The sequence below is a fragment of the Nocardioides flavescens genome, assembly GCF_009823805.1.
Classification (GTDB): domain Bacteria; phylum Actinomycetota; class Actinomycetes; order Propionibacteriales; family Nocardioidaceae; genus Nocardioides; species Nocardioides flavescens.
Map to the genome: position 1 here is coordinate 51,409 of NZ_WUEK01000010.1, position 18,827 is coordinate 70,235.

An 18,827-nucleotide genomic window follows, 5' to 3' on the forward strand; every position below is an offset into this window, starting at 1 on the left:
CCCGTGACGCTCTCGGCGTTCGACCTCTACTCGATCGGCATCGGCCCGTCGTCCTCCCACACGGTCGGGCCGATGCGGGCCGCGAAGAGGTTCGCCGACGGGTTGCGGGCGGCGGGTCGGCTCGACGACGTGCACCGGGTGCACGCCCAGCTCTTCGGCTCGCTCGGCGCCACCGGCCACGGCCACGGCTCGCCCAAGGCTGTCGTGCTCGGGCTCGAGGGCGAGGACCCGGCCACCACCGACACCGACCGGGCCGAGCTGCGGATCGCCGAGATCCGGGAGAGCCGCACGCTGGTGCTGGCGGGCACCGCACCCGTGCGCTTCGACCCCGACACGGACCTGGTCATGCACCGGCGCCGGAGCCTCCCTGCCCACCCCAACGGGATGGTCTTCGCGGCGTACGACGCCGGCGGTGCGCTCGTCGACGAGCGCACCTACTACTCCGTGGGTGGCGGCTTCGTCGTCGACGAGGTGGCGGCGGGCGTCGACCGCATCGTCGTGGACGAGACCTCGGTGCGGTTCCCGTTCTCGACCGGGGCCGAGCTCCTCGCGACCTGCGAGCGCGAGCACCTCTCGATCAGTGACGTCATGCTCGCCAACGAGCAGGCGTGGCGCACCGAGGCCGAGGTCCGGGCCGGCATGCTCGAGCTCTGGAGGGTGATGGTCGACTGCGTCGAGCGCGGCTACACCCGCGACGGCGTGCTGCCCGGAGGGCTCAAGGTGCGCCGGCGAGCGCCGCAGCTGTTCCGCGACCTCACCGCGCGCGGCGTCGAGGACCCGCTGCACGTCATGGACTGGGTCAACCTCTACGCGCTGTCGGTCAACGAGGAGAACGCCTCGGGCGGCCGCATCGTCACCGCCCCGACCAACGGCGCCGCCGGCATCATCCCCGCGGTCCTGCACTACTACGTGCGGTTCGTGCCGGGTGCCGACGACGACGGCATCGTGCGGTTCCTGCTGACGGCCGCGGCGATCGGCATCCTGTTCAAGACCAACGCCTCGATCTCCGGCGCCGAGGTCGGCTGCCAGGGTGAGGTCGGCTCGGCCTGCTCGATGGCGGCCGGTGGGCTCGCGGAGGTGCTCGGCGCGTCACCACGCCAGGTCGAGAACGCCGCCGAGGTCGGCATCGAGCACAACCTCGGGCTGACCTGCGACCCCGTCGGCGGTCTGGTGCAGATCCCGTGCATCGAGCGCAACGCGATCGCCTCGGTGAAGGCCGTCAACGCCGCGCGGCTCGCGATCAACGGCGACGGCAGCCACACGGTCAGCCTCGACAAGGCGATCAAGACCATGCGCGACACCGGTCGCGACATGAAGGACAAGTACAAGGAGACCGCCCGCGGCGGTCTCGCCGTCAACGTGATCGAGTGCTGAGCGGCCCTCCCGGTCGACCCGTCAGCCCATCCATCCCATGCGGTGGCCGATGGCGTCGCCGGCATCGCGCAGGTCGGCCTCGGCGGCCTCGATCTCCGCTCGGCCGAACCGGAACGCCGGTCCCGACACGCTGAGCGCGCCGACCACGGTGCCGGTGTGGTCGCGGACGGGCACGGCCGCGGCGTTCAGGCCGATCTCCATCTCCTCGTACGCCGTGCCGAGGGCGCCGCCGCACACCGCGTCGAGCTCGGCGAGGAGGCGGGCCCGGTCGGTGACCGTGTGCTCGGTCAGCCGCGGCTGCCCTGCGGTGCGGAGGATCTCGAGGCGGCGCTCTGCGGGCATGTGGGCGAGCAGCACCTTGCCGCTCGACGTCGCGTGCAGCGGGGTGAGTTGGCCGACCCAGTTGTGGCTGGACACGGCGGCGGAGCCACGGGCCTGCTGGACGTTGACGGCGTAGTGCTCCTGCACGACGGCGAGGTTGACCGTCTCGTCGAGCTTGGCGGCGAGCTCGTCGACGACCGGCTGCGCCTGGCGGGTGAGGTCGATGCGGGTGGGGATCGCGCTCGCGAGCCGCAGGATGCCGAACGCCAGGCGGTAGCTGCCGCGCTCGGAGTTCTGCTCGACGAGGTCGCGCTCCTCCAGAGCGGCGAGGAGGCGGAACGCCGTGGACTTGTGCACGCCGATCTCGGCGGCGACCTCGGTCACGCCCGCCTGGCCCTCGCGAGCCAGGATCTCCAGCACCGAGATGGCGCGGTCGACGGACTGCACCCCGCTCTGACCCTCGCGCGTCCTCCCGCGCTGGCCGGGCGGCGTCTCGTCGGTGTTGCTCATGGCGAAACAGTACGCACTACGGGCCCGGGCGTCAGACACCCGGCGCGTCGTGCACCTCGAGGTGCGACACCCGGTAGCACTCCTCGTCGTCGACCGCCCGGGGCAGGTGGTCGATCGACAGCTCGACCGGCCAGCCGCGGTCGTCGGTGCGCAGGTCGACCTCGGCACCGGCCCCTGCATCCTCGGCCTTGTCGAGCAGGTCGCGGAGGGTCGGGACGTCGTCGAGTCGACGAGGTGAGGGGTAGCCGGGGTCGAGGCTCGTCGCGCTCGTGACCTGACCGTCCACCACCGACACCTGGTAGTCGCCGATCAGACTGCGCTCGCCGCACGTGGAGGTCAGCACCAGGTCATAGGTGCTCGGCAGCGGCTCCGAGGACGGAGCGGTCTCGCTGCCGCAGCCGCTGAAGCCGACGCAGACGGACGCGGTCAGCAACAAGGCGGTGGCGCGCACCCTCCTGCGACGCGCACGAGGTGCCGCTGGTTCCGCGCGGTGTCCACAGCCGGTCCCGCGGCATTCGTCCCAGGTCGGTGGCCTCTGCGATGCTTGGCGGCTGCTGGTGGTCCCGAGCAGGGTCGGTACGTCGGAAGGCAGCGGTGAGCGAGGTCGCAGGGGAGCTGGCGCGGGTGCGCGGGGCGTTCTCGCAACCCACGCTGACGCTGCTGCACCAGCGGCAGGCGCCGGTCGTGATCGCGATCTTCCGGGCGGCGTTCGGGCGCAACAACCGGCCGATCCCGACGGCGCGTCTGCACACCCAGGTCGAGGAGCACCTCGCCCAGGTGCGGCTGACGGGGGAGACCGACGTCCCCAGCGGCAGCGGCCACGAGATCTGCCGGCGCTGGATGCGCGGTCAGTGGCTGGTGCGCTCGCTCGACGAGGCCGGCCACGAGGTCTACTCGCTGACGTCGTACGCCCAGCAGGCGCTCGAGCTGGTCAAGAACCTCTCCCGCGACCGCGCGACCCTCTCGGAGCACCGCATCGCCACCATCCTGGCGAGCGTGCGGCGGTTCAATTCCGAGGCCAACCCCGACCGCACCGCCCGGGTCAGCATCCTCAACGAGGAGATCGCCCGGCTGCAGGCCGAGCGCGACCGGCTCGTCGACGGCGACGAGATGGTCGGCGCCACCGAGGACTACATGTTCGAGGGGTTCACCGAGCTGCTGTCGCTGATCTCGGCACTGCCGAGCGACTTCGCGCGGGTCGAGGAGCGGTTCGCCACGATCCGCGGCGAGATCCTCGCGGCCTTCCGCGCCGAAGACCGGCCCGCCGGCGAGGTGATCGACGACTACCTCGCGCGAGCCGACTCCCTCATGACCGCCACCCACGAGGGCCGGGCCTTCGAGGGCGCGTTCGCGCTGCTGCGCGACGACGCGCTCGTGGCCCAGCTCCGCGAGGACCTCACCGCCCTGCTCGACCACCCGTTGTCCGACGGCATCCTCGGCGACGGCGAGCGGGCCGAGCTGCAGGGGACGGTGCGCCTGGTGCGCGACGGCCTCGAGCGGGTGCTCGCCCAGCGCTCCCGGGTCACCGCGACGCTCAAGGACTACATCGTCTCCCACGACGCCGTGCGCGACCGCCAGCTCGAGCAGACGCTGCGCCAGATCGAGTCCGAGCTGACGACCTGGATGGCGACCACGGGTCCGCGCGCGAGCCACGACGTCCCGCTGCTGCCGCCGCGCGCCGGGGTGGAGCACCTGCGCGAGCGGTTCTACGACCCCGCCGACGACGTGCTGCCCGACCGGATCGCGGCCGCCGACCCCACCGACGCCCCGTCGGTGTCGCTGGCCGAGCTGATGGCCCAGGGCGGTCCCCAGCTCGGCGCCCTGCGCCGACGGCTCGACGACGCGCTCGGCTCGCTGGCTCCCGCCGGCACGCTCGGCGAGGTGTTCGGCGGCCTCGAGCCGGAGCTGCGCCGGCCGGTCGAGATCTTCGGCCTGCTCCACCTCGCCGCCGGTCGCGACTGGGGGAGCGAGGAGTCGCTCGAGACCTACGCCGCCGTGCGGCCCGACGGCACCGAGCGGTCCTTCGCCGTACCCCGCACCCCGCTGCCGGACCCCGACCTGCAACCCGAGAGGGGGGCTCACGCATGAGCACCACCGACGCAGACGAGCTGGGCGAGCTGACCGAGCTGCTCGACGACCTCACCGACGAGCTCGGCGGCGTCGAGGACCACTCCGTGTCGCTCTTCGAGGGCGACGAGGGCGGCCTCGAGCTCGCCCAGCGCCAGACCCTGGTGACCCTGCTCAAGCAGCGCTTCATCAGCAACCGCACCCACCCGCGCGACTGGCAGGTCCTGGTCGAGCACGAGCGGGTGCTCCGCTCGCGGCTCAACGACCTCTTCCTCGACCTGGCCATCGACCGCGAGCGCGAGGTGGCGTGGAAGCGTCAGGCCGTCTCCGAGACCGGCAGCCGCTTCCCGACCCTGCTCTACGACGCCGCCTGGTCGCGCGAGGAGACGCTCGTGCTCGTGCACCTGCGCGACCGGCTGCGGGCCGGTCTGGCCACCGGCGACGCCCGCACCTACGTCGACCGCGAGGACCTCGTGTCGTACGTCGCGAGCTTCCGCCCGGCGCACGCCACCGACGTCGCCGGCGACGAGAAGCGCGCCCGCAACGCCGTGGCCGGGGTGGTCAAGGCGGGGCTGCTCATCGGCGCCGTGGGCGACGACCGCTACGAGATCAGCGAGGCGGTCGAGCCGCTGCTGCCGCTCGAGCTGCTGCAGGAGCTGCTCGAGGCGCTGCGGGCGGCCAACGAGGTGACCGCGGGCGGCGGCGAGCTCGACGAGGAGCGCGAGCTGTTCGGGGACGCCGACGACGAGTCGGGGACCGAGTCGGACGACCAGGGGGAGCGCGCATGAGCACCGGCACCGACGACGACCTGCTCGACGAGGCCCAGGCCGGTGGCCTCTTCGACGAGGAGCTCGTCTCCCACCCGGCCGACGACACCGTGCAGTGGCGCGCGGCCTCGCTGCAGCTCATCAACTGGGGCGGCTTCGTCGGCCTGACCGTGGTGCCGCTGCGCGGTGAGGCCACGATGATCTCCGGCGGCTCGGGCGTAGGGAAGTCGACCGTCCTCGACGCCTACACCGCGCTGATGATGCCCTCGGACACCAAGTTCAACGGCGCCTCCAACGACGCCGTCTCCGGTCGCGCCCGCGGCGCCGGGCAGCGCAACCTGCTGTCCTACCTGCGCGGCGCGGTCGACGTGGTCGACGACCCGCGCACCGGGCGGCCGGTCGAGCAGCTGCTGCGCGGCAAGGGCTCCGACACGTGGGGCGCCGTCGCGATGACCTTCGTCAACGACCGCGGTGGGCGCTTCACCGCGCTGCGCAGCTACTACGTCCCGCGGCGGGCCACCCGTTCCAGCGAGGTGCAGATGCAGCTCGCCACGCACGAGGGCGCGCTGTCGCTCGACGCGCTCGAGGTGGCCGTGCCCGAGCGGTTCCACGCCACGACCCTGAAGAAGCTCTTCCCGGGCATCCGTGTCCACCGCACCTACGCAGAGTTCGCCGCGGTGCTCCACGCCCGTCTCGGGATCGGCGCCAACGGCGACGGCGCCAAGGCGCTGCGGCTGCTCGCCCGCATCCAGGCCGGCAACCAGGTGCGCAGCGTCGATGAGCTCTACAAGGACATGGTGCTCGAGCGGCCGTCGACCTACGCCGCCGCCGACCGCGCGATCGAGCACTTCGACGACCTCGACTCGGCGTACACCGCGATGCGCACCGAGGAGCAGAAGCTCGCGCTGCTCGACCCGATCACGGCGCTGCACGAGCGCCGGGTGGCGGCCACCGCACGACGCGCCCAGCTCGACGCGTACGGCGTGACGCTGCCGGGCGACAGCCCGCTGCGCCTGTGGCTGCTGCGCACCCACGCCCGGCTGCTCGCCGCCGCCGTCGTCACCAATCGCGCGGAGCGCGAGCGGACCACGGCCGAGCTCGCCAACGCCGCGGTCACCGAGACGACGCTGCAGGGCGACCTCGAGGCGGCCAAGGAGGAGCACCGCGCCGCTGGCGGCGGCACGCTGCAGTCGCTGGCGCTGAGCCTCGAGCAGGAGGCCGTGGTGCGCGAGGACCGGCTCGCCCGGCGAGCCGGGCTGCAGGAGCGGCTGCTGCCGCTGGTCGACGTCACCGCGGACGGGGACCGGGGCGCCGACGGTGCGGTCGAGGTCGACGACGCGCTGACCTCGGCCGAGGCCTTCGGAGTGCTGCAGCAGCGGGCGCGGCACTGGTTGTCGACCGCCGGCGCGGAGCTGGAGCGGCTGACCACCGAGCGCGACGAGGTGCTGCGCAGGGGCTTCCCGCTGAGCGAGCGGCAGAGCGAGCTGAGGCGCGAGCGCGCCTCGCTCGAGGGCCGTGCCGGTCGGATGCCCTCCCGGATGCACGAGCTGCGGGCCGAGGTGGCCGCGGCCAGCGGCGTGGACGTCGACGACCTCCCGTTCGTCGCCGAGCTGCTCGACGTGGCCCCGCACGAGGCGCGCTGGCGCACGGCGGTCGAGACGGTCCTGGGTGCCTCCGCGCGCGTGATGCTGGTGCCGCTCGAGCGGCTCGAGGCGTTCTCCGCGGCCATCGACGGGTTGCGGCTGCGCGGTCGGCTGACCTTCGAGGGCGTGCCGCTCGACCTGCCCGAGCGCCCGACGGGGGACCCCGATCGGATCGCCGGCAAGCTGCTCTTCAAGCCCGGTCCCTTCACGGGGTGGGTCCAGGCCCACGTCGAGGAGCCCGCCCGCAACGCGCTGTGCGTCGAGGACGCCGCCGGGCTGCGCGGCGACGGGCTGCGGGTCACCTCGGCGGGTCAGACCCGCAGCGGGCGCCGCGGTACGCACGGTCGCAACGACGCCCGCGACATCATCGGCTTCTCCAACGAGGACGCCGTCGCCGACCTCGACCTCGAGCTCGCGTCGGTGGCCGATGCCCTCGACGCGCTCGAGGGCGAGCGCCGTGAGGTCGACCGCCGCCGCGCCGTGCACGAGCGGCTGCGCGGCTGCTACGACACCCTGGCCACCGTCCGCTTCGAGGACGTCGACGTCGCCAGCAGCGAGCGCCGGATCGCCGAGCTCGAGGCCCGCCGCGAGGCGATCCTGGCCGCTGACGACCGGCTGCAGGTGCTCCAGGCCCAGATCGACGACCTGTCGGCCCAGCTCGGCGAGGCGCAGCGGCGCCGCTTCGAGCTCGACCGCCGCCGACGCGAGCTCAACGAGCGTCACGGCGAGCTCGTCGAGTCCGAGGACGTCGTCAACGACCGGATGCAGGCCGTCGAGGACGCCGGCACCGTCGTGCTCACCGCCGAGCAGGAGAGCGACCTCGCCGCCGAGCTCGCGGCTGCGGTGGCCCCGGACGACCCCGACGACCTGGACCGCTTCCCCGTCAGCTCGCAGCGGCTCTCCGAGCGGCTGCGCGGCGCGGTCGCCGACGCCGAGACCGAGCTGCGCCGCGTCGAGGACGAGCTCAGCCAGATCTTCCGCGTCTACACCTTCCAGTGGGACTCGCCCAACCTCACCGCGACGCCCGACGCCTACCCCGACTTCGCGCGCATCCTCGAGGAGATCCGCGGCAAGGGGCTCGCCGACCGACGCGCGGAGTGGCGTCGGCGGCTGACCGAGTGGAGCGGTCAGGACCTCGTGCCGCTCGTCGGCGCGATGGCGGCCTCCGTCGAGGAGATCGAGGACCGCCTCGAGCCGATCAACGCGATCCTGCGGCGTCTGGAGTTCGGCGCCTCGGGCCACCGGCTGCGGATCCGGCTGCGCCGGCTCTCGCCCGCCCACGTCCAGGTGTTCACGCGCGACCTGCGGGCCCTGGCCTCGGGGTCGACCGCCGAGCTGGGCGAGGCCGAGCTCGAGAAGCGGTTCACCCAGCTCAGCGCCTTCATGCAGCAGCTGCGCGGACCGGCGCAGAGCGGCGAGGCGCCGGCCGGCACCTCCGAGCGCGACCGCCTGCTCGACGTACGTCGCCACGTGGAGATCAGCGCGGAGCGCTACGACCACACCACCGGCGAGCTCAAGGCGACCTACCGCACGCTGGGGGAGAAGAGCGGTGGCGAGAGCCAGGAGCTCGTCGCCTTCATCGTCGGCTCCGCCCTGCGCTTCCGCCTCGGCGACGAGATGCGCTCGCGGCCGCGCTTCGCGCCGGTCTTCCTCGACGAGGGGTTCGTCAAGGCCGACTCGGAGTTCGCCGGGCGCGCGGTCGAGGCGTGGAAGGGGCTCGGCTTCCAGCTCATCGTCGGCGTGCCGCTCGACAAGGTGACCGGCCTCGAGCCCCACATGGACGAGCTGCTCGCGATCACCAAGAACCCCACGACCCACCAGGCCTGGATCACGCCGATCTCCGACGCAGGACGACTCGCCGAGCAGCGAGGCTGAGCCGGTGAAGACCCCCGCGCTGGCTCTCGCCGAGCTCGAACGGCGGGTTGCGCGGAGCTGGAGCCAGGTGGTGGCGGGGGCACCGTGGTCCGCGGCGCTGCACCTCGGCACCGCCTCGCTCGCCTCCTCGGCGGCGGAGGCCCGCTGGCCCGAGCTGCACCGAGGTGCGCTCGCGTGGGACGTGTGGGAGCGGACGGCTCCCGACGGGGTGCGGCTGACGCGTCGCACGGTGCGGGTCCACCGCACCGACCAGCCGCTGCCGGCCACGCTGCACGTCGCCTCCCTCGAGGCGGCTGCGAACCTGCTGGGCGAGGGGTGGGCCCGACGGGTCGCTCGGGCTCGCGCACGGCACGTGCAGCTCGTCGAGTGCTTCCCCGACGTCGAGGACCCGGCCGGTGTCCTGCGGGCCGTCGACACCTGGAGCGACGTCGACGTCGACGTGCTGTGGCGCACGGCGTCGTGGTTCGCCGGCCCGCACCCCTCGGGCCTCACGGCCCGGCAGGTGCCGGTCGAGGGGCTCGGGACCAGGGCGTGTTGTTCAATCGCCCGTGGGAGCAGGCGTGGGGTCGCGCGGAGCTGGCAAGGCGGAGGAGCCCGCCGTGGCGGAGTCACGGCGGGCGACGACAACGCCGTCCAGGTCCGATGCGACGCCGCGCGGGCGACTGCGGGAGATTGATCAGCACGCCCTTAGTGGCTCGCGTCGCACGAAGGCGTCGTACGCCGGCTCGCCGGGCTGGATGCGCTCGACCTCGAGCCGGGGCGGCCGGCACGCGTGCACCTCACCTACCTCGACCACGACCACCTCGCTGCGGCCGGACGCCGTCACGACGTCGTCACCGCTGGCGACCGTGACTGCGTCGTCTACCGTCCCCGGCTCGTCGTGGTGTCGGAGAACCGGGACACGGCCCAGCTGTTCCCGACCGTGCCGGGTGGCATCGCGGTGGAGGGCGGAGGCCGGGCGGTGGGCTCCGTCGCCGACGTCGCCTGGGTGCGGGAGGCGGCCCACGTCGTCTACTGGGGCGACATGGACGCCGACGGACTGGAGATCCTGCACGGCCTGCGGGCCCGGGGTCTGCGCGTGCGCTCGCTGTTCATGGACGTCGATGCCTACGAGCGGTGGGACCGTTTCGGCGTCGACGTCGACCACCACGGGGGTGCGCTGGGTCCGCGGACGCCGCGCGAGGTGTCGTTGCTCGAGCCGGCGGAGCGCGAGCTCTACCTCCGGCTGTGCTCGCCGGGCTGGACGCGGCACCGCCGCGTCGAGCAGGAGCGGATCCCGCTCGACGCGGCGGCCGAGGTGGTGCGAGGGCTGGGCGTCACACCCGGAAGACGCTGACGGCCTCCCGCAGGTCGCCGGCCATGGTCGAGACGTCGTCGATAGCGGTCCGCGCCCGGGCGAGGGCCTGGGTGGTGTCGCCCGCGGCGTCGGACACCCCGGAGATGTTCATCGCGATCTCGGACGAGGACGTGGAGGCTTCGGCGACGTTGCGCGACATCTCGTTGGTGGTGGCGGTCTGCTCCTCCACCGCCGAGGCGATGGTGAGCTGGTAGTCGTTGATCGAGGTGATGATGGTGGAGATCTGACCGATGGCGTCGACGGCGCCGGTGGTGTCGCCCTGGATGGCTTCGACGCGGGCGGCGATGTCCTTGGTGGCCTGGGCGGTCTCTTGTGCGAGTTCCTTGACCTCGTTGGCGACGACGGCGAAGCCCTTGCCGGCCTCGCCGGCGCGGGCGGCCTCGATGGTGGCGTTCAACGCCAGCAGGTTGGTCTGCTCGGCGATGGAGGTGATGACCTTGACGACGTTGCCGATCTCCTGGCTCGAGGTCCCCAGCCGCGACACGGTCTCGTTGGTGGTCTCCACCATCGACACCGCCTGGGCCGCCACCCGGGCGGCCTCGTTGGCGGAGTGGGCGATCTCGCGGATCGAGGCGCCCATCTGCTCGGCACCCGCGGCGACGGTGTGGACGTTGCGGGAGACCTCTTCGGCGGCGCCGGTGACGACGCCGGCTTGGACAGAGGTCTCCTCGGCGCCGGCGGCGATCTGCTGGGAGGACGCCGACAGCTCCTGCGCGGCGGTGGCCATCGACGACGACGAGGCGTTGATCGTCGTCAGCAGGTGACGCAGGTTGGCGACGGCGGTGTCGACGCTGTGGCCCATCCGGCCGATCTCGTCGGTCGTGGTGACGCCGCTGCTGCCGGTCAGGTCACCCTCGGCGAGGCCCTCCGCCACCCGCTGCACCCCGGCGACCCCGCGGGCGATCCCGCGGGCGATGAGCAGGCCGACGAGGACGACCGCGAGCGAGCCGATGACGAGCGTCACGATCGAGACGGTGCGGGCGGCGCTCGCCGACGAGGCGGCGCTCGCGGCGGCCTCCTCGGCCTGGGCCGCCTCGGAGTCGCTCAGGGCGCCGAGCTCGGCGCTGATCTGCTCGGCGATCGGGGCGACGCTGTCGTTGTTGGCGGCGAGCCAACCGGCCAGGTCCTGTGCCTGGGCGAACGGGCCGAGCACGTCGTCCACGGCGGCGACGTACGTCGGCAGGAGGCTGCGGACCTGGTCGGCCCGCTCCTGGTCGGCGCGGGTCAGGCCGGTCGCCTGGTAGGCGTCGAGCTGGTCGAGGAACTGCTGCTGCAGCCCTTCGTACTCGTCGATGACGTCGGCCCGGTCGGGGCCGTTGCCGACGAGGAGGATGTCGCGGGCGCTCAGCGAGATGCTCTTGCGGGTCACCGCGATCTCGCCGAGCGAGCGCACCGCGGCCAGGTTGTTCTCGTAGATGCTCTGGCTGGTCTCGGCCGCCCGGGCGAGCTGCACCAGCCCGACGATGCCGACCACGAGGGCGGCGAGGACGCCGAAGACCGCCGGGGCGAGCACCTTCGTGCGGATGGGGCGTCCACCCCACCACCGGGCGGGACCGGAGGCGCGGGCGGGACCCGGCGGCGGTGTGGACACGGGTGCGGACGCGGGTGCGGACGCGGGTGCGGACAAGGGGTTCCCCCAGGAGCTCGGCGGACGCCGCTCGTCGCGGCGTTGCCGGACCATCGGGTCGCGGGGGCCCACCCTGAGCGGTCATGCCGAACTTGTCGGTGTGGGGGCCGCAGGTCTGGACCGGCGCTCGGACCCGCGCCTAGGCCAGGTGCGTCCAGCCCAGCATCGTCGCGACCTGGCTCCCGAGGGTCATCGGGTCGTAGGGCTTGCCGATCACTCCGGCCAGCGGGTGGTCGTCCCACGGCTGCCGGTCGCCGACCGTCCCCTTGGCGGTGAAGAGGATGACCGGGATGTCGCTGGTGGAGGCCTCGGCCCGGAGGTGCTCGAACGTCGTGAGCCCGTCCATGTCGGGCATCATCATGTCCAGCAGGACGGCGTCGGGATGCTCGGCCCGGGCGACCTCGATCGCTGCGTGGCCCCCGTCGGCCGTCAGCACGCGCCAGCCCGCGACCGTCTCCAGCGAGATCTGGGTGAGCTCACGGATCATCTCGTCGTCGTCGACGACGAGGACGGTGGGGACGTCGGGGACATCGGCCGCGCTCACGGCTGCTCCTCGAGCTCGGGGCCGACGTACCGCGCGGCGTAGTAGGTCTGGGTGTCGATCGGCTCGACGACGACCTCGCCGTGCTGCGCGAACAGCTGCGGGTAGACGCGGGCGAAGCCGCGGTCGTTGTTGAGCCCGCACAGGTCCCAGGCCCCCACGCCGCCGTTGCGCACGACCGTCAGCGTCATCGGCTCGAGGAGGGCGTGGAGCACCTTCGCCCCCTGCCGGTCGGGGTGGACCAGCGCGAGACCGAAGTAGTAGATCGCGTGGCGGGCGTACTGCTCGGGGTAGTGCTCGGCGAACCAGGCCGCGCTGATCCACGGCACGGTCTCGAGGTCGGTGGTGAGGGTCGTCAGTCCGACGGCGACGTCCTCGTCGTCCCAGGCGACGTACTTCTGCACCCGGGGGTCGAGCATCTCCTCGAGGAACTCCGACTCGTGGAGGACGTGACGGGCGACGGCCTGGGTCGCGAGCTGCTCGAAGCTGGCGCGGTAGAGGCGGTAGAACGTGCGCGCGGTCGTGTAGTCGACCTCGCTCTCGATCGTGACCCGGGCGACGGCGCCGCGGCACACCTCGGGCACCGGCAGCTCGACCGAGCCGTGGCTCGCCGGCGGCGGCGGCAGCCGGGAAGAGGAGGGAGCGACGACGGACGCCTCCGACGGCTCGGAGGAGCCCGCGGGGTGCGTCGGGTCGTCGAGGTCGGACAGGCTGCCCGTCACCGGTGCGCGGTGGTGCGTCGCCGCGGCGTACGGCGCGTCGTACGTCGCGGACGGCGCCTCGGCCTGCGGCTCGTCGTCCCACGTCGAGACGCGGTAGGCCGCGAGCGCGAGCGCGCAGACCGGGTCGTCGAAGCACTCGGCGGAGGTGAGCGCCATCTGCACCGGGCCGTAGTCGGCCCGTCGGTAGGAGCGCATGTCGGCGAGGCTGGCCTCGATCAGGCCGACGACCTCGTCCTCGGAGCTGCCGTGGTGCTCCACGAACAGACCTCCGCCCGTCTCGTCGGTGACCCAGCCGAGCCCCGCCCAGGCGACGTCGCCCGGACGCTCGGCGAACGCCTCGGCGCGCACGCAGAACAGCAGGTCGCCGTGGCCGCCGGGCAGGGGAGCGTCGACGTGGCGCAGCCGCGCCCCGGTCGGGATGACGGAGGAGAGCGTGACCAGGTTGAAGTCGGCCACGCCCGCGAGGTGCAGCGCGTGGTCGAACGCCGAGATGCGCGTGCGGCCGGTGCCGGACCCGGTGCGGATCGTGATGTCGAGACCGGACGTGGGGCGGGCGGCGTCCCGTCGTTGGGCGGAGGGGGCGAGCGACATCGTGGGGGCTCCTAGGTCGTCGTCCTGCGGGGGGCGGTGGTGACAGCGCGGACCAGGGAGAGGACCTGGTCCCGCAGGGACTCAGGAGTCGTCTCACCCTTGGTCAGGAATACTGTCGGACCCAGGGTCAGGCCGTCACGCCGGGTGCGGTCGAGGTCCACGGCGCTGTAGACCACGAGCGGGGTGCGGGCGAGCGGCCAGCGTCGGGTGAACGCCGCGACGACGTCCTCGCCGGTCCCGTCGGGCAGGCGCATGTCGAGGACCAGGACGTCGGGGCGGACCTCCGGACCCAGCGCGACCGCGCCCGAGACGGAGGCGGCGTGCTGCACGGTGAGTCCGGCGTCGGCCAGGGTCGCGCCCAGCACCTCGGCGAGCTCCTCGTCGTCCTCGACGAGCAGGACGGTGCCGGCCGCCGGGGCGGCCGGGGAGGCCGGGGAGCGGTCACCGGCCGACGCGCCGGCCGCGACGGCGCTCCCGACGCGCTCCGCGACCCGTCCGGCGACCGCGAGCGAGACGGCGTTGACGAGCCGCGTCTCGCTCACCGGCTTGACCAGCCACTCCGTCGTCGCCTGGGCGGCCTCGCGGTCGGCCTCGGGGCCCATGCCGGAGATGACGACGACGGGGACGTCGTGGGTCTCCTCCTCGGCGCGCAGCGCGCGCAGGACCTCGGCTCCCGTGGTGCCCGGCATCATCAGGTCGAGCACGACCGCCCGCGGCCGCTCCGAGCGCACGAGCTCGAGAGCGCGCTCGCCGTCGGTGACGCCGACGGCCCGGAAGCCGTGCAGGCGCAGGAGCGCGCAGAACTGCTCGACGACCGTCGCGTCGTCGTCGCAGATCAGGACGGTCGCCGCGTCGGACGGGCCGGGCGGCGTCTCGGCGCCACTGCTCAGCCGGGCGGCGGCCGGCAGGGTGACGTGGACGGTCGTGCCGACCCCGAGCTCGCTCTCGGCCCAGATGCGCCCGCCGTGCTTCTCCACGATCCCGCGGCTGATCGTGAGACCGAGGCCGGTCCCGCCCTTCTGACGCGTGTCGGAGGAGTCGACCTGCTGGAACCGCTCGAAGACCGACTCGAGCTTCTCGGCCGGGATGCCGCGTCCGTCGTCGCTCACCCGCAGGTGCACCTCGGGGCCGTCGACGTGGGCGTCGAGCCGCACCTCGCCGCCGCGCTCGGAGAACTTGATCGCGTTGCCGAGCAGGTTGAGGAGGGTCTGGATCATCCGGTCCTCGTCGACCATGGCGCGGCCCTCGGCCCGGCCCACGACGACGCGCACGCCGGCCTGACCGGCCATCCCCTCGATCTGGTCGGCGGCGCTCTCGAGCAGCGGCCGCACGTCGGTGGGGTGCAGCTCCATCGGCTTGGTGCCCGACTCCATCCGCTCGATGTCGAGCAGGTCGTTGATGAGCCGGGTGAGCCGTTCGCTGCTCTGCAGCGCGACATTGACCAGCGTGAGCGCCTTGGGGGGCAGGTCGCCCATCCGGCCGCCACCGAGGAGCCCCAGCGAGCCGCGGATGGAGGTCAGCGGGGTGCGCAGCTCGTGGCTGACGACGGAGAGGAACTCGTTCTTCATCCGGTCGACCTCGCGGCGCTGGGTCACGTCGCGGAAGGTCACCACGGCACCGCGCACGTTGCCGTCGTCGACGAGGGGGGAGGCGGTGATCTCGACCGGGAAGCGCGAGCCGTCGGCGCGGAGGTACTCGTCCTCCTCGGCGGTGGCGAGGTCGCCGTGGACGATCGCCTCGTGGACGTAGCAGCCGGCCCAGGGGTACGGCGCGCCCTCGTCGTCCGGGGCGTGGAAGAACTCGTGCGCCCGGCGCCCGATCAGCTCCTCGGTGCTCCACCCGAGCAGGTGCGAGGCGGACGGGTTGACGAACGTCACCCGCCCCTCGTGGTCGACGCCGTAGACCCCGTCGCCGACGGAGGTGACCAGCACCTCGTTCTGCCGGGCGAGGCGGCGAAGGTCGGCCGTCTGCTCGGCGACGCGGCGCTCGAGACCGCGGCGCAGCGCGTGGTTGTCGAGCGTGAGCACGAGTTGGCGCGCCCCGGCGGCCACGACCACCGCGACCCACAGCACGGACTGCAGCGTCTGCAGGCGGCCGGTGCCACCGGCGAGCACCTGGACGGCGGTCGCGACGGCGAGGGCGCCGAAGACGATGGAGGTGCCGACGACGTCGGTGAGGCGTACGACGTCGCGACGCGAGCCCTCGGCGGGCGCGGGGGGCGGCGGCGGCATCACGGCCGCCAGGGCCAGGGTGAGCCAGCCCAGGATCCACCCGAGGTCGAGCCAGGTGCCGAACTCGAAGGAGCCGCGCGCGGCCTCGACGGCGAAGGCCAGGTCGGAGAAGGCGTAGAGGGGGTAGGCCGCGGCGATCAGCCCGAAGCGCCAGCGATCGCCCTTGCGCGCGCGCAGCGCCAGCATCACCGCCACCGTCACCAGCACGACGTCGAGGGCCGGGAAGGCGAGGTTGAGCGCCTGGTTGAGCGTGCCGCCGGTCGAGCGCGCGTCGCTGCTCAGCAGCTCGGAGTAGACGACGGCGGAGGTGATCAGCAGCAGCGCGCCCCCCGCGACGACCCCGTCGAGGGCCATGACGACCAGGTCCGAGCCCCGCCTGCGCACGCCGGGGAAGGAGATGATGCCCAGGGTCGAGAAGACCAGGGCGACCGCGATGCAGACGTTGACGTAGAGACCCGAGTCCGACAGCGGGTCCGCTCCGCTCACCGAGGACCACGTGTTGGCGACGAGCATGAGCCCGCTGCCGGCGACCACCCAGCGCCACGGCCGGGCCTCGCGCGGCGAGCTCAGCCGGGCCCGACGCAGCGCGGTGGCCATGGCGAGGAGACCCCCGCAGGTCAGGCCCACCGCGCTCGTGGCCTGCCGGACCTGGGGCCCGGCCGCAGGGGAGAGCAGCGCGACCACGACGACGACGAGGACAGCCCAGACGGCGAGGACCGGCCACGGCGGGAGCCGGCGAGCGGGCGCGACGGCGCTCACGGGTGCCCCCGCCGCGGGGCCGGGCGCGACCGCGAGGGCGTGGGCGTCCGACCGAAGCATGACGGTGGTGTCCTCCTCGCCGGGGCCGGACGGCGTCGTCCCCACTCCACCACGCGCGCGTGGGGGGCCGGGCTGGACCGGTGAGGCTGTGACCCGATCGTGGCCAAGTTGTGCACCGCCGGAGCAGTTGCGGTCCGGCTCGCCGGGTGCGGCCGGGTCACGGCGCGACCTCCCGCCCGGCGTACGACGGTCCGACGGTCGTGCGCGCGGTGCGCAGTCGCGGGAGGCGGACCGTGAAGGTCGAGCCCTCGCCGGCCTCGGAGGCGACGCTGATCGTGCCGCCGTGCTGGGCGACGACGCCCGCCGCGATCGAGAGCCCGAGGCCGCTGCCGGGCACGGCGTGCAGCTGGGCCAGGGAGGAGCGGAAGAAGCGGTCGAAGAGCCGGTCCTGCTCGTGACGGGGGACCCCGATCCCGGTGTCGCGGACCGTGATCACGCAGACGTCGTCGCCAGCGTCACCCGCGTCACCCGCGTCGGCGCCGAAGTCGAGGCGGAGGTCGACGCGTCCGCCCGGTGGGGTGAACTTGACGGCGTTGTCGCCGAGGTTGAGCACGACGCGCTCGAGCTGGTGGAGGTCGCCGAGCACGTGCGGACGCGCGCGCCGCGCCTCGCAGGCGACCTCGAGCTCCAGTCGGACCTCGCGGCGCTCGGCCACGGGCGCGAGCACGCCGGCCGCCGTCTCGACCACGGCGAGCAGGTCGACGGGCTCGGTGACCGCGTCGGCGCCGCGGTCCTCGACGTGCGAGAGCGTGAGCAGCTCCGAGATCAGGGCGAGCAGCCGGTCGCTGTTGGCGCGGATGCGCGAGAGCACCTCGAGCTGATGTGGCTCGAGCGAGCCGTAGCCGCCGTCGGTGAGCACCTCGAGGTAGCCGAGGATGGAGGTGAGCGGCGTGCGCAGCTCGTGGCTGACGCTGGAGACGAAGGCGTCCTTGACCCGGTCGACCTCCTGGAGGCGCTCGACGGCCTCGCGCTCGGTCGCGAGAGCGGCCACGAGCCGGGCCTCCGCCTCGAGCCGGTCGGTGACGTCCTCGGACGTGCTGACGAACCCCGTGGGGCGTCCGCGGTCGTCGCGCACGTGGTTGAGCGTCATCTCGTGGACCCGGACGACGCCGTCGCGACGTCGGAACGACATCTCGGTCGGACCGGCGCCGGCGAGGGCCTGCGCCACCGCGGCGAAGTCGTGTGCCACCCCCAGCTCCGCAGCCTTCGCGGCGACGCTCTCGGGCGGGTGGAGGATGCGGGTCGACAGGCCGCGCACCTCGCGCTCGGAGTAGCCGAGCAGCCGCTCGGCGCCCCGGTTGAACAGCGTGATCCGACCCCTCAGGTCGCCGCCGATGATCGCCACGGGCGTGACTCCGTCGACGATGGCCCGCACGCGGTCGCGCTCGGCCGCGACCTGCGCGGCACCCTCGCGCTGCTCGCCCACCGTCATGCTGACGACGAGGGCGACGAGCGCGCAGACGGCGCCGAACGTCGCGAGCAGGACGCCCTGCAGGTCGACGGGCAGTCCCGAGCGCAGGTCGGGGCGCGCGAACGGCCCCACGCCGTAGGTCGTCAGGACCATGGTGAGCGCGAAGACGACGGCGACCTGCGCCATCGACTCGTTGGACCCGTTGCGCAGCGCGCCCCACATCAGCGCGGGGAGGGTCAGCATGACCAGCGAGGGCATGTCGGGGGAGACGAAGACCGCGAGGGTGACGGCCAGCAGCGCCGCCCACTGGGCCGAGCGCTCGACGGGGCCCGCCAGCGGCGGGTGGTCGCGGAACCGGCAGAAGAACGGCAGCAGGCTCACCTGGGCGGCGACGCCCGAGCTCCCCACCGACAGGGCGAGCAGCCCGGGGTCACCCCAGCCGGTCACGAGGCTGGCCACCGCCGCGACGCTCGCCGCCGCCAGAGCGCCGGCGCCCACCGCGCCCAGGAACCGGGCGAGGTCGCCGCTGGTCGCGAGCGAGGCCCGACCCGGTCGTCCCCGGGTCAGCACCCGCCAGGTGACGAGCGCCTCCAGCCCGAGCCCGACGCCGAGCCACACGGCGACCTCGAGCGGTCGACCGCCGACGAGCAGGCTCGCGACGGCGAGCACGCCGACGAGCGGTGCGAGCAGCGTCCGGGCCGGGGGACCGGCCAGCATCAGGGCCGACGTGGCCAGCGCGACCGGCCAGATGCCGACCGCTCGGCCGCCGTCGGGCGTCGCGGAGACCGCCTGGCAGCCGAAGGCCGTCATGGCGAGCAGCAGCGACGTCACCACCGCCGTCGTGCGCGCCCGAGACCCGCTCACTCCACCCGACCCTCGTCGTACCGATCGACGCGCCGCGCCCCCGCGTCGCTGGCGTCGACCAGCGAGTCCCGCGAGCGATCAGCGCCCTCTGGCGCACCATATGTCAC

The 18,827-nt window shown here is 73.6% G+C and carries 13 protein-coding genes; 6 read left to right on the forward strand and 7 right to left on the reverse strand.

Going from position 1 to position 18,827, the window contains the following annotated elements; all coding sequences use genetic code 11:
* Positions 1–3 precede the first annotated feature (3 nt).
* Positions 4–1,374 carry an L-serine ammonia-lyase gene (locus GRQ65_RS15820; RefSeq protein WP_160878959.1) on the forward strand — a complete coding sequence of 457 codons (1,371 nt, stop codon included), beginning with the start codon at positions 4–6 and terminating at the stop codon, positions 1,372–1,374.
* A gap of 21 nt (positions 1,375–1,395) precedes the next feature.
* Here GRQ65_RS15820 and GRQ65_RS15825 read toward each other — a convergent pair whose 3' ends face one another.
* Both GRQ65_RS15825 and GRQ65_RS15830 read right to left on the reverse strand, forming a co-directional pair.
* Positions 1,396–2,205 (reverse strand): IclR family transcriptional regulator, encoded by an 810-nt coding sequence (locus GRQ65_RS15825; RefSeq protein WP_160878960.1) that lies wholly within the window; start codon positions 2,203–2,205, stop codon positions 1,396–1,398.
* Positions 2,206–2,236: 31 nt separating this feature from the next.
* Positions 2,237–2,656, reverse strand: coding sequence for a DUF6174 domain-containing protein (locus GRQ65_RS15830; protein ID WP_160878961.1), 420 nt, complete (start codon positions 2,654–2,656; stop codon positions 2,237–2,239).
* 143 nt (positions 2,657–2,799) lie between these two features.
* On the opposite strand from GRQ65_RS15830, the gene GRQ65_RS15835 reads away from it, so the two are divergent.
* The 5 genes from GRQ65_RS15835 (at position 2,800) to GRQ65_RS15855 (ending at position 9,893) form a co-directional block, all read left to right on the forward strand.
* Positions 2,800–4,293: a DUF3375 family protein gene (locus GRQ65_RS15835; RefSeq protein WP_160878962.1), complete on the forward strand. Its 1,494-nt coding sequence runs from the start codon at positions 2,800–2,802 to the stop codon at positions 4,291–4,293.
* Positions 4,290–5,060, forward strand: coding sequence for a DUF4194 domain-containing protein (locus tag GRQ65_RS15840; protein ID WP_160878963.1), 771 nt, complete (start codon positions 4,290–4,292; stop codon positions 5,058–5,060). The genes GRQ65_RS15835 and GRQ65_RS15840 overlap by 4 nt, the downstream gene beginning before the upstream one ends.
* Entirely contained in the window at positions 5,057–8,557 is a 3,501-nt protein-coding gene (locus GRQ65_RS15845) for an ATP-binding protein (RefSeq protein WP_160878964.1), read from the forward strand. Before GRQ65_RS15840 ends, GRQ65_RS15845 begins: the two co-directional genes overlap by 4 nt.
* Before the next feature lie 4 nt (positions 8,558–8,561).
* A complete protein-coding gene (locus GRQ65_RS15850; RefSeq protein ID WP_160878965.1) occupies positions 8,562–9,233 on the forward strand; it encodes a DUF3322 domain-containing protein in 672 nt (223 codons plus the stop codon).
* A gap of 96 nt (positions 9,234–9,329) precedes the next feature.
* Positions 9,330–9,893, forward strand: a complete 564-nt coding sequence (locus GRQ65_RS15855; protein WP_160878966.1) for a Wadjet anti-phage system protein JetD domain-containing protein — start codon at positions 9,330–9,332, stop codon at positions 9,891–9,893.
* Here the strand turns inward: GRQ65_RS15855 and GRQ65_RS15860 are convergent.
* From GRQ65_RS15860 to GRQ65_RS15880, 5 genes are all read right to left on the reverse strand, one after another.
* Positions 9,874–11,427, reverse strand: a complete 1,554-nt coding sequence (locus tag GRQ65_RS15860) for a methyl-accepting chemotaxis protein (RefSeq protein ID WP_202388217.1) — start codon at positions 11,425–11,427, stop codon at positions 9,874–9,876. The two genes, GRQ65_RS15855 and GRQ65_RS15860, sit on opposite strands and share 20 nt — an antisense overlap.
* 253 nt (positions 11,428–11,680) lie before the next feature.
* Complete coding sequence (locus tag GRQ65_RS15865) at positions 11,681–12,085, reverse strand: response regulator (protein WP_202388218.1); 405 nt, start codon at positions 12,083–12,085, stop codon at positions 11,681–11,683.
* The gene (locus GRQ65_RS15870; protein WP_160878968.1) at positions 12,082–13,395 is read right to left on the reverse strand and encodes a pyruvoyl-dependent arginine decarboxylase; all 1,314 of its coding nucleotides are present in this window, start codon (positions 13,393–13,395) and stop codon (positions 12,082–12,084) included. Before GRQ65_RS15870 ends, GRQ65_RS15865 begins: the two co-directional genes overlap by 4 nt.
* An 11-nt stretch (positions 13,396–13,406) precedes the next feature.
* Complete coding sequence (locus GRQ65_RS15875; RefSeq protein ID WP_160878969.1) at positions 13,407–16,445, reverse strand: response regulator; 3,039 nt, start codon at positions 16,443–16,445, stop codon at positions 13,407–13,409.
* Positions 16,446–16,602: 157 nt separating this feature from the next.
* A complete protein-coding gene (locus GRQ65_RS15880) occupies positions 16,603–18,720 on the reverse strand; it encodes an ATP-binding protein (protein ID WP_160878970.1) in 2,118 nt (705 codons plus the stop codon).
* Positions 18,721–18,827: the final 107 nt, after the last annotated feature.